At 45.8% G+C, this 15,151-nt stretch carries 6 protein-coding genes; 5 read left to right on the forward strand and 1 reads right to left on the reverse strand.

Annotated features, from left to right (window positions below; translation table 11 throughout):
- The first annotated feature begins 148 nt into the window (after nt 1–148).
- Both H8B17_RS03925 and H8B17_RS03930 read left to right on the forward strand, forming a co-directional pair.
- A complete protein-coding gene (locus H8B17_RS03925) occupies nt 149–3,409 on the forward strand; it encodes a SusC/RagA family TonB-linked outer membrane protein (RefSeq protein WP_190307833.1) in 3,261 nt (1,086 codons plus the stop codon).
- Between the two features lie 27 nt (nt 3,410–3,436).
- Nucleotides 3,437–5,593, forward strand: a complete 2,157-nt coding sequence (locus H8B17_RS03930; protein ID WP_190307834.1) for a RagB/SusD family nutrient uptake outer membrane protein — start codon at nt 3,437–3,439, stop codon at nt 5,591–5,593.
- A 301-nt stretch (nt 5,594–5,894) separates the two neighbouring features.
- On the opposite strand, the gene H8B17_RS03935 is transcribed toward H8B17_RS03930, so the two are convergent.
- On the reverse strand, nt 5,895–6,590 hold the full coding sequence (locus H8B17_RS03935) for a DUF6250 domain-containing protein (protein ID WP_190307835.1): 696 nt from the start codon (nt 6,588–6,590) through the stop codon (nt 5,895–5,897).
- A 36-nt stretch (nt 6,591–6,626) separates the two neighbouring features.
- Here H8B17_RS03935 and H8B17_RS03940 point away from each other — a divergent pair, with 36 nt between their 5' ends.
- The 3 genes from H8B17_RS03940 (at nt 6,627) to H8B17_RS03950 (ending at nt 15,141) form a co-directional block, all read left to right on the forward strand.
- Nucleotides 6,627–9,371 (forward strand): exo-rhamnogalacturonan lyase family protein, encoded by a 2,745-nt coding sequence (locus tag H8B17_RS03940; protein WP_190307836.1) that lies wholly within the window; start codon nt 6,627–6,629, stop codon nt 9,369–9,371.
- 259 nt (nt 9,372–9,630) lie between these two features.
- Nucleotides 9,631–11,859, forward strand: a complete 2,229-nt coding sequence (locus H8B17_RS03945) for a fasciclin domain-containing protein (RefSeq protein WP_190307837.1) — start codon at nt 9,631–9,633, stop codon at nt 11,857–11,859.
- 9 nt (nt 11,860–11,868) lie between these two features.
- On the forward strand, nt 11,869–15,141 hold the full coding sequence (locus H8B17_RS03950) for a SusC/RagA family TonB-linked outer membrane protein (protein WP_190307838.1): 3,273 nt from the start codon (nt 11,869–11,871) through the stop codon (nt 15,139–15,141).
- Nucleotides 15,142–15,151 lie beyond the last annotated feature (10 nt).

The raw sequence follows: 15,151 nt of genomic DNA on the forward strand, positions 1-15,151 counted from the left end.
TGCTAGTGATTTAACAAAAAGATAACTTCGTAAGGAATAAATTGTAACAGCAATTTTACGGCAAATTAACTCCGTAAACTTAGTGACGAGGGCTGTAGGAAGCGGTCAAGGTATTTCAAATTATAAACACATATTAGAACATTGTTTCATGAAACATTTTACGCCAAAAAAACTTATTTCTCGAATGCTGGCGGTGGTATTTTATATCACCTGTAGCATGTTTTATGCATCTCTTTTGGCTGCACAGACACAGGCTGTCAGTGGCAGGGTAACGGATGCATCAACCAATGAAGTTATCCCTAACGCGACGGTATCGGTAAAAGAAAGCAGTATCCAGTCCAGCACGGATGCAGACGGTAGCTTTCGTATCGAGGCAACGCAAGGACAAACGCTCGTTATTAGCGTAATAGGCTATTTATCCAAAGAAGTAGCTGTCAGTGGAAGTCAAATCAATATTTCGCTGGAACCGGATCAACAGGATCTGGAGGAGATTGTGGTGGTCGGTTACGGTACGCAGCGTAAACGAGACGTAACCGGTGCGATCTCACGCGTTTCGGGAGCAGAATTGCAAGAGCGACCGGTCCAAAATATATCAGAAGCCCTGCAGGGAAAAGCAGCAGGTGTAAGTGTCGGCAGTAATATACGGCCGGGAGAAACACCCGCGATTACCATTCGCGGAAACCGTTCTTTGAGGGCAGAGAATGATCCATTGATTGTCGTTGACGGTATTCCGTTGATAAGTGGTAGTTTAGGCGATATTAGCCCCAATGATATTGAGACCTTGGATGTACTAAAGGATGCTTCGGCAACAGCGATTTACGGTTCCCGAGCGGCTAACGGGGTGATCTTAGTGACCACCAAAAAAGGACAGGTGGGCAGGGTTACCGCAAACTATCGTGGTACCGCGACAATCGATCATTATAAATCCCTCACCGATTGGATGAACGGTGGACAATATATTGATCGTTGGCGTGAAGGCCTCATGAACGGCGGTATGTATAACACCAATATTCCTGCTGACGGTTTTTCGCCTACGGCGATGTGGTTTCCTGACCCATTTTTAGATGCGAGTCAGATGGGGCTTTCACAGGATATCATTACACGGAATAATGTATGGCAGGGTTACGAATGGGAGGTATTTGGCGAAACCGTGAAAATGCGGCCTACTACAGAAGCCGAACGTTCGATGGGCTGGCCGGAAGAGGTACCGATATACAATTCGGGTAATATTCCGACCTACGACTGGGTAGGTGCGGTGACAAGACCGGGCGTAACCCAAAACCATCAGGTGTCGGTGTCGGCGGGTACTGAGAAATCACGTTTGTATGCATCGTTAGACTACTTTGATCAACAAGGTGTGTTAAAAGATCAAGATTATGAACGTATTAATTTAAATCTGAATGGGGATATCAAACCGACCGATTGGTTGACATTTGGCGCAAGTATCATGGCGTCGACTTCGTTACAGAACTATGGTATTCTTGGCAACAATACCTCGAACACAGGTTCCAAGGATCTACTATCAAGAGCGTTAAATCAATTTCCTTATGCGGTACCGCAGAGTGAAGATGGTAATTGGATTGTTAATCCGGGTGGAAACCTGCAGTTGTACAATCCACTGATCGATATTGATCAGGTGAAGAATGAGCGCAAAGCGTATGCTGTGTCGCCCACTTTATTTTCGGAACTCCAATTGTTACCATGGTTAAAATACCGGTTTAATTTCGGTGCCCAGTTTCGTAATTATCGATCTGGCGCCTGGACAGGTCCAGAAGCGACAACGCATTTAACCAATCGCCCCAACACGGCGGGATATACCAATGAACAGCGTTTCTCCTGGGTAGCTGAGAACTTGCTCTACATCGATCAGAATTTCGGGGAAGACCACCGGCTGAATGTTACTCTGCTACAGTCTGCTCAACGAGAGCAAAGAGAAAATATAGCCACCAATGTAACGGGGACAATCTACGACATTAGCTACTGGTACGACCTTGCTGCGAATACCAATGGTAAGCCGAATGGCTATGGTTCTGGGTTTTCAGAAGAAACAATGATGTCTTGGATGGGGCGTGTGAACTATGGCTATAAAGGGAAATATTTGATTACGGCTACTGGCCGTTACGATGGAGCGTCGGTATTAGCTCCAGACCATAAATGGCGTTTTTACCCCTCTGTTTCCGCTGCCTGGAACGTAATGGATGAAAACTTTATGTCTTCCCTTACCTGGGTCAACGAGTTGAAACTACGTGGCGGATACGGGGTGACGGGAAATTCAGCTGTTAACCCTTATACCACGTCGGGTCCGCTGAGTAGAAACCCCTATGCATTTGGCGATGTGGCGGCTGTTGGGTATTTACCGCAACTGGTTCGAAATCCATTTTTGGGTTGGGAGCAAACCGCGCAATACAATATTGGTATAGATTTTAATTTATGGAACAGTAGAGTCAGTGGTTCATTGGAAGCTTATCAGGGAAATACCAGTGATCTTATCCTAGAACGGTCGTTACCTCCGGTATCTGGCTATGTTGAAAAGCTGGAGAACGTAGGGAGAACACGGAATACCGGATACGAGGTCACCTTGAATACGGTGAATATTCAGAAAGAGCACTTTACCTGGTCTACGTCTATCAACTGGAATACCAATAAAGAGGAGATTGTAGAATTGCAAAACGGAAAACAGGATATGTTGGCGGATCGCTGGTTTATTGGTCAACCTCTACAGGTTTTTTATCAGTATGATAATGCCGGTGTGTGGCAAAATACGCCGGAAGATCTCGCGGAAATCGAACAGTTTAACGCCAACGGACACCGTTTCTATCCAGGTACGGTACGGGTAGTCGATCAAAATGGCGATTATCGTATTACGGCCGATGACATGGTGATTCGGGGGACAACAAGACCGAAATGGTCGGGCGGTATTACAAATACATTCCGATACAAGGATTTGACTTTAAGTACGTTTATATACGCGCGCTGGGGACAGACTTTCTTTGGTGGATATCCGAATTCATATGGCGGTATATGGCCGAACGGACGGGTGGAGAACGATCTATGGTCTTGGGATAACCCGAATGGAACTTGGCCGATGGCTAGTAATTTACCAGGCCGTGAAAACACCAGCGTGGCGATGCAGTTCCACGACGGTTCTTTTATATCGGTTCGTAACATCTCCTTGACCTATGATTTGCCGAAGGAATGGCTAGCCAATCAATTTGTTAAAGGGTTGCAGTTGAATACACAGGTCATGAATCCGTTTATTTTTGGTAAGTCAGCCGTCAAAATGGGATATAACCCAGATGATGACACCAATTGGGAAAGACCTTCCGGAGATGGTAATCCGTTGGGGGGAAGTAATAACAATACCATCTTACCACAATCTTATGTGTTTAGTATCAGAGCGAATTTTTAGGGTGTTAAACAAGAAAAAAGAAAAGTCATGAAAAGATATATTATAGGGTTATTAATTGGGTCAATGTTCTTGTCGTGTAAAGATTTTTTGGAAGAGCGACAGGTATCTAATCTAACACAGGATTTTTACAACAACGAAGGCGGCTTGGAATCGTTGATCAAAGGGTTGTATGTGTACGCTCGGAATAAACACGAATGGGATGGCAGCGGTGCGCGTCTTATCGAAACGGAAACCGATGGTTACCAAACCGCTTCGGCACCTGTAGCACAATTTAATAGCAGTGAATATGGAACCGATGTGAGTCGTATTGCGGGAAATATCAACAACTTCTTAGGCTCAGAAAATAGCAACTATGCCCCTATGGGAGCCTATCCGCATATCAATAACTGTAATATCGCGTTGGCGCAGATCGACGAGGTGGCACCGGGTAGATTTGGGGAGGATGAAGAATTCAGAAATATCCGTATAGCAGAAATACGCTTTTTGCGGGCATGGGCTTATTATTTGATTTCAAATCAATTGGGGGCGGTACCTTTACTCTTGGACGCTAAGCGCGAAGACAATGGAATTTATTATTACCCCAAAGCAAGTTTGGAAGATATCTATAAACAGATTATTGCCGATGTAAGATTTGCTTATGAGTATTTACCGACAACGCAACCCGATCAGGGTAGGGTAACAAAACTAGCAGCAGGTCATTTTTTAGCGAAGGTTTATCTGAACCGGGCGCAGGCGGCCGGATTTCAGTCCAGTTCTGAAGAGCATTTGAAAATGTTGTATAAAGGAAATGTTAGTACAGATTTGGATTCCGTCATTACTGTGGCAAGTGAAGTTATCAACTTGGCTGGAGGACCGACAGGTTTGGCTCCAGATTATTGGACGCTGTTTGATCCGGCGGTATCCGAGACAAATCCACATCCTGAAGTTTTGTGGGCAGCACAATTTGATGTGAACTTGACCTTGCACAGCCGCTTTGGTAATCGTTCGGCTAACTACCATACAGGTAATTATACCAATCAATCGGGTGTACAGCGTTCGATGAAATACGGAAGACCTTTCGGAACATTTAAACCAACGGATTGGGGATATGATAACTTCCACGATCGGATGTATGACTCGCGCTATGCAAAGACGTTCGAACATCAATATATCAGCAATATGCCAGCGGCGACCAGTACTTCCTATGCATGGAATACCGCTGCGGCCAATTGGTGGAATGCAAATAAGCCGGCTGATGCGCCTACGGTAAGAGCGAATGAACAACGTATCAAGGAAAATCAACCTGCCATTATTTATGTGGAGAACACGAAAGAGACAGCGTTAGATTCTGCCATGGTACATAGCCAGCCGTATCAGTTTATTGTTCGGTGGGTGCGCTCGGCAGTTACGGGTAGATATTATTACCGACTGTTTATTGACGGTTCAAATTTAGGTCTTGCTACAGGGGCACCAGCACCATACTTAGCGTCTAGAAAACATGTAGACCCCTTGCGTGGAGGAAGCGCCGATGAGGCTAATTTTAATAGTGAATCGGGTACGCGCGATGCGATCTTAATGCGCCTCGCGGAAACCTACTTAATCCGCGCAGAAGCCTACGGACGCAAAGGAGATTATGGATTAGCGGTAGAAGATATTAACGTCGTGCGCCGGAGAGCTGCTTTCAAAGCAGGCGAGGAACGTCCACAAGTGCTCGTGAACTGGGACGCGGAGGCAGAAGATTTATTGCCTGAGGAGCGCGAGGCGCCTTATCAAAGTGTAGCGAATACGTTCGATAAAATAGCAGTATCGGAAAGCCATTTTACGGCAGGTACCGCGGAAGCCGAAAAAGAAAGTTACATGCCAACTATTACGTCTAAGGCCGATATGTTTATTCATTTCATTTACAATGAAAAAGCAAGAGAATTCATGTCGGAAGGATTGGCTTGGGAGGATCTTCATAATGCAGGTATTCTTTACGAGCGAACAGTACACTTTAACCAGATGGCTTCGAATCGCGCAGGTTTGTGGCCGGTGGCAAGTAACACCGCAAACGGGAACGGTCAGAATGGAAATGGAAAAGGACAAATGGAGAAATTTCATACGTTCCGGCCATGGCCTGATGCCTTCTTAGTGAGGCTTACCGATGAAAATGGTACGACACTGGATGAAGCGGCTCGAAAGGCTTATCAGAATCCGGGGTATTAATTCATAACTATATGGGGTATTCTTATTTATAATTTAGATAGGAATATCCCTTATAGAATATATGCTCCTCCCACCTAACTCCGACCAAATTCTGGTCACGCAGAGGCTTAAAAATTTGATTATTTGTTGTTCTTTACACGGAAAGTTCCATTTCAGCAAAGGGAACTATCGGCGATGATGCTCTTATTATTGAAGCAGTAACCCTTAAGAAAAGCAAATCTTAGACGTTAACAGGGGCTCGTTAGAGTCGGAGCGCAGGATACCGCAGGTTGCTATCAATTTTACAAAAGAATAACTTAGTTTAGTTGTTAAGTCGATAAATACGTACGTTATCAATCGCTTGACGAGAATATGTAGACCGCAGTCCGAAATAGCCTTGTGTCAATGGATCCGGATCACGGTGGCTGAATAGTTCTTGACCGTCTACGGAGAAGGTGGTAACGCCGTCAATCACTTCGGTACGGATACGATAGGTATGGTTTGCTTTCAACTTATGGTCGTGTTCGTAGAGTAGCGGTTTGGTTCCGCCACCTTCATATTTCCGGAAACGGGTTGTCGTATTGGTGTTGCCACCCATACCTACATAATATAATGATAAGGAGTCATAGCTTTCAAATACACCGGATCGGGAAAACAGGTTTTCATTGGATGGATCGCTGGCCATCCAAAATTGATTCAAATCGGAAAGTCGATCATTTGCACCGGTGTCTACGGCTACCGTACGTTCATATTCAATGGCATAATTGCCATCCAGTAGCTGATTTAACCATACAGTTACGCCGCCATAGGTGTCGAGCCAAAGTTTACCCTCCGCTACGTAGACGTGTGAATTCGGCTCCGGTGCTATTTCGGCTATCCATAAGGTACTATCCAACCCTTGTTCAAAAGAGTCTTCGAATAAAAGTTCGGGCTCACCGGAACGCGTTGAATTGGACTGGCATGCCAAAAACGTAGCAGTTATACCGATCGAGAAGAATATCAGATTTATCCATTTCATAAACCAAAAATAAACAAACAAACGTCAAAAGCCATCATGCATAGACCAGAAAAAAAAACGAACCAGGAGTCCAGGCGACAGTTTCTCAAGCAATCCACCGTATTGTTATCCAGCTTACCATTCCATGGTAAGGCCTCTTTCTCTGCGTTGCTTCCGACCACAAACTACGAACATGGAACAAACTTACGTTGGTTAGGTGATCATGTCCCCGCAAATAAACGTGGTGTAACTTGGGGTGTTCCGTGGAGCAAAGGGGAATTGAAGGCGGCGGAAACGTTGGTACTGTCCGCGGCAGGAAATCCTAACCTATACGTACAACATTGGGTGACGGCCCGATGGCCCGACGGATCGGTTAAATGGTCGGCGCATGCTGCGGTATTAGGACGTGAAGATTCCCGAGCAGATCTTGTTTTGCATAAAAAAGAAGGGAGACCCGTGCGAGCAGACAGATCAATTGTTGTCGCAGAAGATGATGACGTAATTCGCGTGGATACAGGTTCCATGCAATGTGTCTTCCCTAAAAATGGAGGTAAGCTAATCCAATCTATCCAATTAGGCACGCGAATAACAGCCACCGATGGCCAATTGGTACTCCAATGGCAAAATCTGCCGGAACCCACGGAAGGGGAACCGTTGCTGAGCGAAGCGCTCACGAGCGAAATCCGGAATGCGGTTGTAGAACATGCCGGACCTGTCCGGTTGGTTATCAAAACTACAGGCATACATCGCTCGGATACTGGACGCGAGTTGCTACCTTTTACCGTACGTTGTTATTGCTATCTTCATACCTCATCGATCCGAATGGTTCATACGTTGGTATATGATGCAGACGAATATAGCGATTTTATCCGTGGGTTAGGGGTACGGTTCACGGTACCGATGACAGATGCACTATACGATCGACACATCCGCTTTTTGGGGGATAATGGAGGGGTGTTCGGAGAGGCGGTAAAGGGGTTGACGGGATTGAGGCGTGATCCGGGTAAGGAAATTCGGGATGCACAGGTTATCGGGAAGGCAACACCTCCAATTTCAACATTCAATCCGCGCGTGGCAAATGGGCTATCCTATATACCCTCTTTTGGTGACTACTCGCTTACCCAACTCACGCCGGATGGTTTTGAAATCCGTAAACGAACAACGGCCGGTCACGGTTGGCTTGCGTCGGCTCACGGTCAGCGTGCCGCAGGAGCTGGGTATATCGGGGGTGCCAGCGGCGGATTGGTGTTCAGTATCCGAAATTTTTGGCAAAGTTTCCCGGCTCAGGTAGATATTCGGCATGCACATACCGAGGCGGCCAACCTCACGCTCTGGTTATGGGCTCCTGATGCACCGGCCATGGATCTCCGGTTCTACCACGACGGCTTGGGCCAAGATACTTATGAAAAGCAATTGGCAGGAATGGACGTCACCTATGAGGACTATGAACCGGAATTTGGGACACCTCACGGAGTTGCCCGGACAAGCGAGCTTGAAATTTGCGCATTAGATCATACACCAACGCACGAGGAACTTGCTAATAGGGTTAAAGATATGCAGGATCCTCCAGTGTTAGTATGTAGCCCAAATGACTATGAAACAAGTGGTGTTTTTGGAGGGGCTTTTACCGCTGGTCCACCAAAAAGCACGGCTGAAAAGGCTATTGAAGAGCAGCTTGCCTTTTATATTGACTACTATAAGAAGCAGATTGAGCAACATCGATGGTACGGCTTTTGGAATTACGGGGATGTGATGCACAGTTACGACTACGACCGACATATGTGGCGGTACGACGTGGGCGGGTTTGCATGGGATAATTCCGAGTTGTCTACCGACCTTTGGCTATGGTTCTATTTCTTGCGTTCTGGCCGACAGGACGTATTCCGCATGGCCGAGGCGATGACGCGCCATACCGGAGAGGTGGATGTCCATCATATCGGTCGTTTCGCACCTCTAGGATCGCGACACAATGTTATGCATTGGGGCTGTAGCGCGAAACAGTTGCGGATTAGCACCGTTATTAATCGGCGTTTTCTCTATTATCTCACTGCGGACGAGCGTATAAGTGATCTGATGCGGGAGCAGATCGAGGCTGTCCATACCCTCCAACGCATTGTGCCCGGTCGGAAGGTGGGCCAGATTGCCGCCAAGGACGGCGATAAAGTCAGCATGTCATTCGGCACCGATTGGGGAGCTTTGGCATCGGCTTGGTTTACCGAATGGGAGAGAACAGGTGACAAAAGAATAAAACAGCGTTTGCTAAACAGTATGAAAAGTATTGGTAATCAGCCTTATGGTTTTTTGACGGGTTCGGCAAATATGGATGTAAATACAGGGACGTTTGATCGGGCCGGACACCGTAATATACGTGTATCGCACCTTAACGCGGCGTTTGGCTTGTCCGAAATATGTACCGAACTTATTGACGCATTTGATGTTCCAGAGTTTACAAAAGCTTGGTTGCAATATTGTGAAGCTTTTAATGCCGACTCGGCCTGGCAGAAAAAAAACTTAGGACAAACCTTTCCTAAACCGAATTTAGGTCAGGGACACAGCCGGCTTACGGCCTATGCCGGATGGTTTTTGAAAGATCGAAAACTGAAAGAACGCGCTTGGAAGGAATTTTATGCCGGTGCCGCGGGCATGCAATTAAGTATACCGCCAACAATTCGTTGGGTACCGCCGGAGGTGTTCAGTGAGCGGGATGAGGCGCCTTTGTCTACCAATGCCGTGGCGCAATGGTGCTTAGCGGCAATGCAATGCCTAGCTTTGGCCGGCGATCCAATGGAGAATGGAATCTAAATAGCAGGATGCGGCAGGTTGCCGCTTTTAAAACGATGTAATATATTTGATATATACAGAAAGAACTAACAATCGAAGAACTAACAATAAACTATTTAAAAGAAAATACAACTATAAAAGTCCAACAAGTAACTAATAAATAATAGAATTTTAGACGAAACGGTAACGATGATTTGAATAGGATGATTAACCATGCTGTCAAGGTTTGGTATGCCGTACTGTCTTTCAGTAAATTTTTATAAACCTATAAAACTATGGTATGCGTTTTTACAAATTAACCTTTTTATTGGGGCTATTAACGGCATTCTGCTTGAGCTGTCGGAAAGAAGCATTCGACGACTATTACAGCCGCCCGGATGATCTGGAATCACCCATATATACTCGACTGGAAGAGGAAGGGAGGTTTTCCCAGTTTCGCCGTCTGATTGAAAAAGCGGGTTATATGGAGACTCTTAACCAAGCTGGATACTGGACACTTTTTGCGCCAAATGACGATGCGGTCAATAAATTTCTACAGGAGAGAAGTTATGCAACGGTAGAAGAGGTACCGGATGCTATCGCGGAGCAAATTGTACGCTATGCTCTGGTGTACAATGCTTTTCAAACCAACCACATTTCCGATTACCAGTCTAATTTGGGATGGGAAGAGGGATTGGGCTTTCGGCGACGTACTGCTTATTACGATGGCTTTCGGAAAGAAAAAGTGAAGATTGACGGCGTAGAAAAAGAGATTATCGTCGGGGCATCAAACCGGAATAACGTGACGGTGAACTTCGGAACACCGTATTATGTGGATGGTGATAACAACAATAAATATGTGACTTATTTTCACGAGAAGTACAGGCAGTTTAATAGTCTCCCTGCGGATGACTACCAGTTCTTTTACCCTTCTTTGGCGGCATCCAACTTTTTCTTTATGGGGGGAACGGTGGCGAAAACCGATATCATCGCCGAGAATGGGGTGATCCATGAGGTCGATGCCGTGACGTTACCCCGTCCGAGTTTGGATCAATACCTGAAAGAAAACGAAGAATACAGTTTCTTCCGGGACTCCATCCTACACCAGTTTTTCGTGACTTACGAATACAGTCCTACAGCAAGCAAAACCTATGAATACCGTACTGGACAAGTAGAAGAGGTGTACATCAAGGTGTATGATCCACTGTTAGCCTTTTCGCCTAACAATGAGAATTTTCTAAAAGAGGAGGATAATGACGGACAGCAAGATGGTTATAGTATGTTCATCCCGACCAATGATATCATAGAGCCCTGGATACGAAACGTATTTCTGGAACATTACAAAACGCTGAATCGGGTGCCCAAAGGTGTCATGGCGGATTTTGTGAACACGATGTTGTGGAAGAGCATGGTGTGGCCCAGTCAGTTTGACGGGAAAATGAATCTACATGAAGAACCGGCCCGCTTTACCAAAACCGATATTACGGACAAACAACTATTGAGTAATGGGTTCTTCTATGGTACGAATAAGATACAGGAGTCTGATTTATTTAATACCGTATATAAACACGTGATTTTGGATCCAGATTATTCGTTGATGCTGATGCTGCTCGAACGGGAACATAAACGTTTGGTCATCAATCCCGGCACGAATTTTACCCTGTTTTTGTTTTCCAACAGCTTACTCAATAGCTTGGGCTATAGCTATAATGAACGGCTGAGCGAATGGTCCTGGATAGATCGCAATGGGAATACAATAGGACATGGTCAAACAGAGACACGATTGGCTCGGCTGCTCTATAGCCATATCATCGAAACACCAAATGATGAGTTGGCGAATATTAATAGTACACAGGGCTTTATCCAGACCGGAGACCGTGCATTGCCAGGCGAATTTATCAAATGGAAAAACGGACATATTTACGCCGCTGGTAACGAACGTTTGCAGGAACCGGTACAGATTGTCGGGACGGCTAAATTCGGTAATAATGGACGTGTTTATTATGTAAACAACCTGTTGGAATTTTCGAACGAAACGGCGGGAGAAGCCATGGTGCGGGTGGCGACGGAAAACCCCAATGTTAGCCGGTTCTGGGAGTATGTCTCCAAATCACCACTCTACGTAGCGAACGACCGGGTGATTACCGGAGTAGCTGGTGGAAGCTTATATACCTTACTCATGCCAAATAATGAGGCAATACAGCAGGCCATAGATGACGGTATTTTACCGGCCGATCCGGCGACCGGCGATATTGTTGGTAAATTTCAGATAGAGAGTTTTATTAAATACCATATCCTGACCAATGTCAATGTTGCCGCTGATGGTAATCCGGATATTCTGTCTGCTGTTACTTTAGCGAAAAATTCCGACGATGAATCGTTGACGGTGAATGTTTCCAACGCTGTCGGTAACCTCCGCTTTGTGGATCGAAAAGGGAGAACGATACCTACAGTTTATACACCCGATCTATACCTGAGTGACCGCATCGTGTTGCACGAACTGAATGGATATTTAAACTACAACAATTAAATCCAGATTATGAGACAATTAACCTATAGTTTTACATTTTTATTGTTTTGGATGTGCTGTGTAGGGCATGCGGCTGTCGCGCAACACATTGTGCGCGGAAAAGCAGTGGATGCAATATCCAAACAGCCTTTAGCGGGTGTCACGGTATCGGAGCTAAGTGCAGACAACCGTACGGTAGCCGCAACCACAACGGATATTGAAGGTAACTATGCTTTAGCGGTTACTACCCCACTGAATCGATTGAATTTTTCGTTTATTAGTTACAATGCACAGGTCGTCCGTATCAACAGTAGAAACCAGATTAATATAGAACTGAGTACGAGTGACAGTCAAATTGAAGAAGTGGTTATTACAGGGGTCGGCGGAACACCACCCAACACGGGGTTGTTGAATATCTCCGCACGGGATTTGACCACGGCGACGGCGACGATTAATGCAAGCGTATTGCAGGACATGCAGTCGGCGTCTATAGATGAGGCCCTGCAAGGACGCTTGCCGGGAGTGGATATTGCCGCCAATTCTGGCGATCCTGGTTCGGGGATGCAAATTCGCATAAGAGGAACATCTACGTTAAGTGGAAGCGCAGAACCCTTAATTGTAGTGGATGGAATGCCGTATGAAACGGAGGTTCCCAGTGATTTTAACTTTGGATCTGCCGATGAAGATGCTTACGCCCAATTGCTGAATGTCGCTCCTGCGGATATAGAAACTATCTCGGTATTAAAGGATGCCGCAGCGACAGCCATGTGGGGATCTAGAGGTTCCAATGGCGTTTTATTGATCACGACGAAGCGGGGGACGATGTCGAAGCCGCGTGTGGGCTATTCCTTCCGTGGTGCACTTTCCTCGGTGCCCAGTGCTATCCCATTACTTAGCGGCGATCAATACTCTTCGCTGATCCCAGAAATGTATATGAACCGGACGGGATTACCTTTGAATACCTTGAACAGTAAAGAATTTCAATATGATCCGGGAGACGTCTATTACTATAATAATTATAGCCAGAATACGGATTGGATCAAAGCGATCAACCAAACCGGTCTGTCCAATGACCATACTTTCTCTATACAAGGAGGAGGAGAGAAAGCGCGTTACTATTCGTCCGTGGCGTACCTAGGGCAGCGTGGGGTAACGATCGGTACGGGTTTAAACCGTATCTCGGCACGGTTGAACCTCGATTACGATATCTCGGAACGCATCAAATTCCGCACCGACATCGCCTATACGCATACCGTAACGGATCGCAACTATGTCAATTCTAAAGACGATCAGGACAATATCCGGGGTGCAGCCTATATTAAAATGCCAAACATGAGCTTGTGGGAATACGATCCATATGGCAACCTCATGCCGGTTTACTTCTCGCCAGATCGAAATATTCAAGGGGCGTATCCGGGTACATATAACCCTGCGGCGATGGCGGACTATGCCTATAATAAGCATATGGGTGAACGGATTACACCGACATTTAACCTGCGTTATGAACTGATTAAAGGCATTCTCTTCTCGGATTTGAGTGTGATGTTCGATATGAATAACACACGGGTGAATAATTTTTTACCGCAATTGGCAACAGGTAGGCCTTATACCGAAACGGTAGTGAACCGTGCCGGAGAGTCAGATCGCGACGATTTTCGGATACAAACTAAATCGAATCTGATTTATACGCCGAATCTCGGTGATAAAATGAAGCATGATCTGCAGATGTTATTTTCTTGGCAAACGGATGATTTTAGGGGGTTGAGTTATGAGTCGATGATTTCCAATACAGCGTCCACATTGTTAACAGACCCCTCGAATCCGGGTCGGACGCAGAATAATGAGTTAGTCTTAAAAGGTGGTGAAGGACAATCGCGCTCCATAGGGGCTGTTTTCAGTACGCAGTATAAATTCTTAGACCGTTATATCGTAAATGTGGGCGTGCGTGGGGATGGAAACTCTAAATTTGGAACCAACTACCGGTACGGCTATTTTCCTTCTATTTCCACCCGTTGGCGCGTTTCCGGCGAGCGTTTTATGGAGCATCTACCGTTTATTGATGAATTCAGCTTGCGCGCAAGTTACGGTCATTCTGGGAAGGCGCCACGTTACGATTACCTTTTTTATAGCAATATTGTCAGCTTTGATCAGACTTATCTGGGTGAAGCGGGTACCGCTCCAGCGAATATGGCGTATAGAAATCTGAAATTTGAACGGGTAAAGGAAGGAAACGTAGGGTTGAACTTGGAAATGTGGAAACGGCGTGTACGGTTGGATATGGAGTTTTATCATAAACGCACGACAGATATGTTATTTGACGACCTCGGCGTACCGAATACATCCGGCTTTGAAAGTATATGGTTGAACTACGGCGTCATGGAAAATAAAGGTTGGGAATTGAATCTCCACGCTACGCCTTACCGTTCGAAGGATCTGATGGTTGATTTTTCCTTCAATATTGCACGTAATTTAAATGTAGTAAAGGAAGTTCCGGAATTCTTTGTGAATGAAGAGGGAACCGGGACGGTCAATGGCGATTACAAACGTTATCTGCAAATCAACAACCCCATCGGTTCGTTCTACGGATACCGATACGAGGGGGTTTATTCAACCCTAGACGAAACCATAGCGAAAGATGTCAACGGCCAACCTATTTATGGTCCAGATGGCGAACCCGTTTATATGCGGTTTAATTATCCTTATACCGATTATGTGTTCCAACCGGGCGATGCGAAATATGCGGATATGAATCATGATGGAAGCATTGATGAACGCGATATTGTATATCTCGGTAATTCCAGTCCGAAGTTTACAGGTGGTTTCGGTCCATCGATAACGATTAAAAATAGCCTACGCATCAACTTGTATTTTAATTTTCGTACGGGCTATGAAGTGGCGAACGATGCGTTGATGCACACGACGAAGATGACAAACTACGATAACCAATCTACGGCTGTATTACGTCGCTGGCGGAAAGAAGGCGATGTAACAGATATGCCACGTGCGCTGATGGGCGCAGGGTATAACTGGTTGGGTTCTGATCGATATGTGGAAGATGCCTCATTTCTCCGTTTCCGCTCGGCGACAGTGAGCTATACCTTTAATCGGGGCAGCGTAATCGATAGGCTCGGAATGAGTAATCTACGCTTATACGTCACGGGAGAGAATTTCTATACCTGGACAAGGTACCTCGGACAAGATCCAGAGGTGAATATAAAAGGCGGAATCTTTGGGATGGCAAGAGATAATTCACGCACGCCACCAACCATGCGCTTTACATTCGGTTTGTCGACAAGTTTTTAACCTAGAAGAA

It is taken from the genome of Sphingobacterium arenae, assembly GCF_014692505.1.
Taxonomy (GTDB): Bacteria; Bacteroidota; Bacteroidia; order Sphingobacteriales; family Sphingobacteriaceae; genus Sphingobacterium; species Sphingobacterium arenae.

What these genes read in the sequence shown, in the direction of transcription:
- H8B17_RS03930 (WP_190307834.1), top strand. Translation starts at nt 3,437, where the DNA reads ATGAAAAGATATATTATAGGGTTATTAATTGGGTCAATGTTCTTGTCG.
- H8B17_RS03950 (WP_190307838.1), top strand. Translation starts at nt 11,869, where the DNA reads ATGAGACAATTAACCTATAGTTTTACATTTTTATTGTTTTGGATGTGC.
- H8B17_RS03940 (WP_190307836.1), top strand. Translation starts at nt 6,627, where the DNA reads ATGCATAGACCAGAAAAAAAAACGAACCAGGAGTCCAGGCGACAGTTT.
- H8B17_RS03935 (WP_190307835.1), bottom strand. Translation starts at nt 6,590, where the DNA reads ATGAAATGGATAAATCTGATATTCTTCTCGATCGGTATAACTGCTACG.
- H8B17_RS03945 (WP_190307837.1), top strand. Translation starts at nt 9,631, where the DNA reads ATGCGTTTTTACAAATTAACCTTTTTATTGGGGCTATTAACGGCATTC.
- H8B17_RS03925 (WP_190307833.1), top strand. Translation starts at nt 149, where the DNA reads ATGAAACATTTTACGCCAAAAAAACTTATTTCTCGAATGCTGGCGGTG.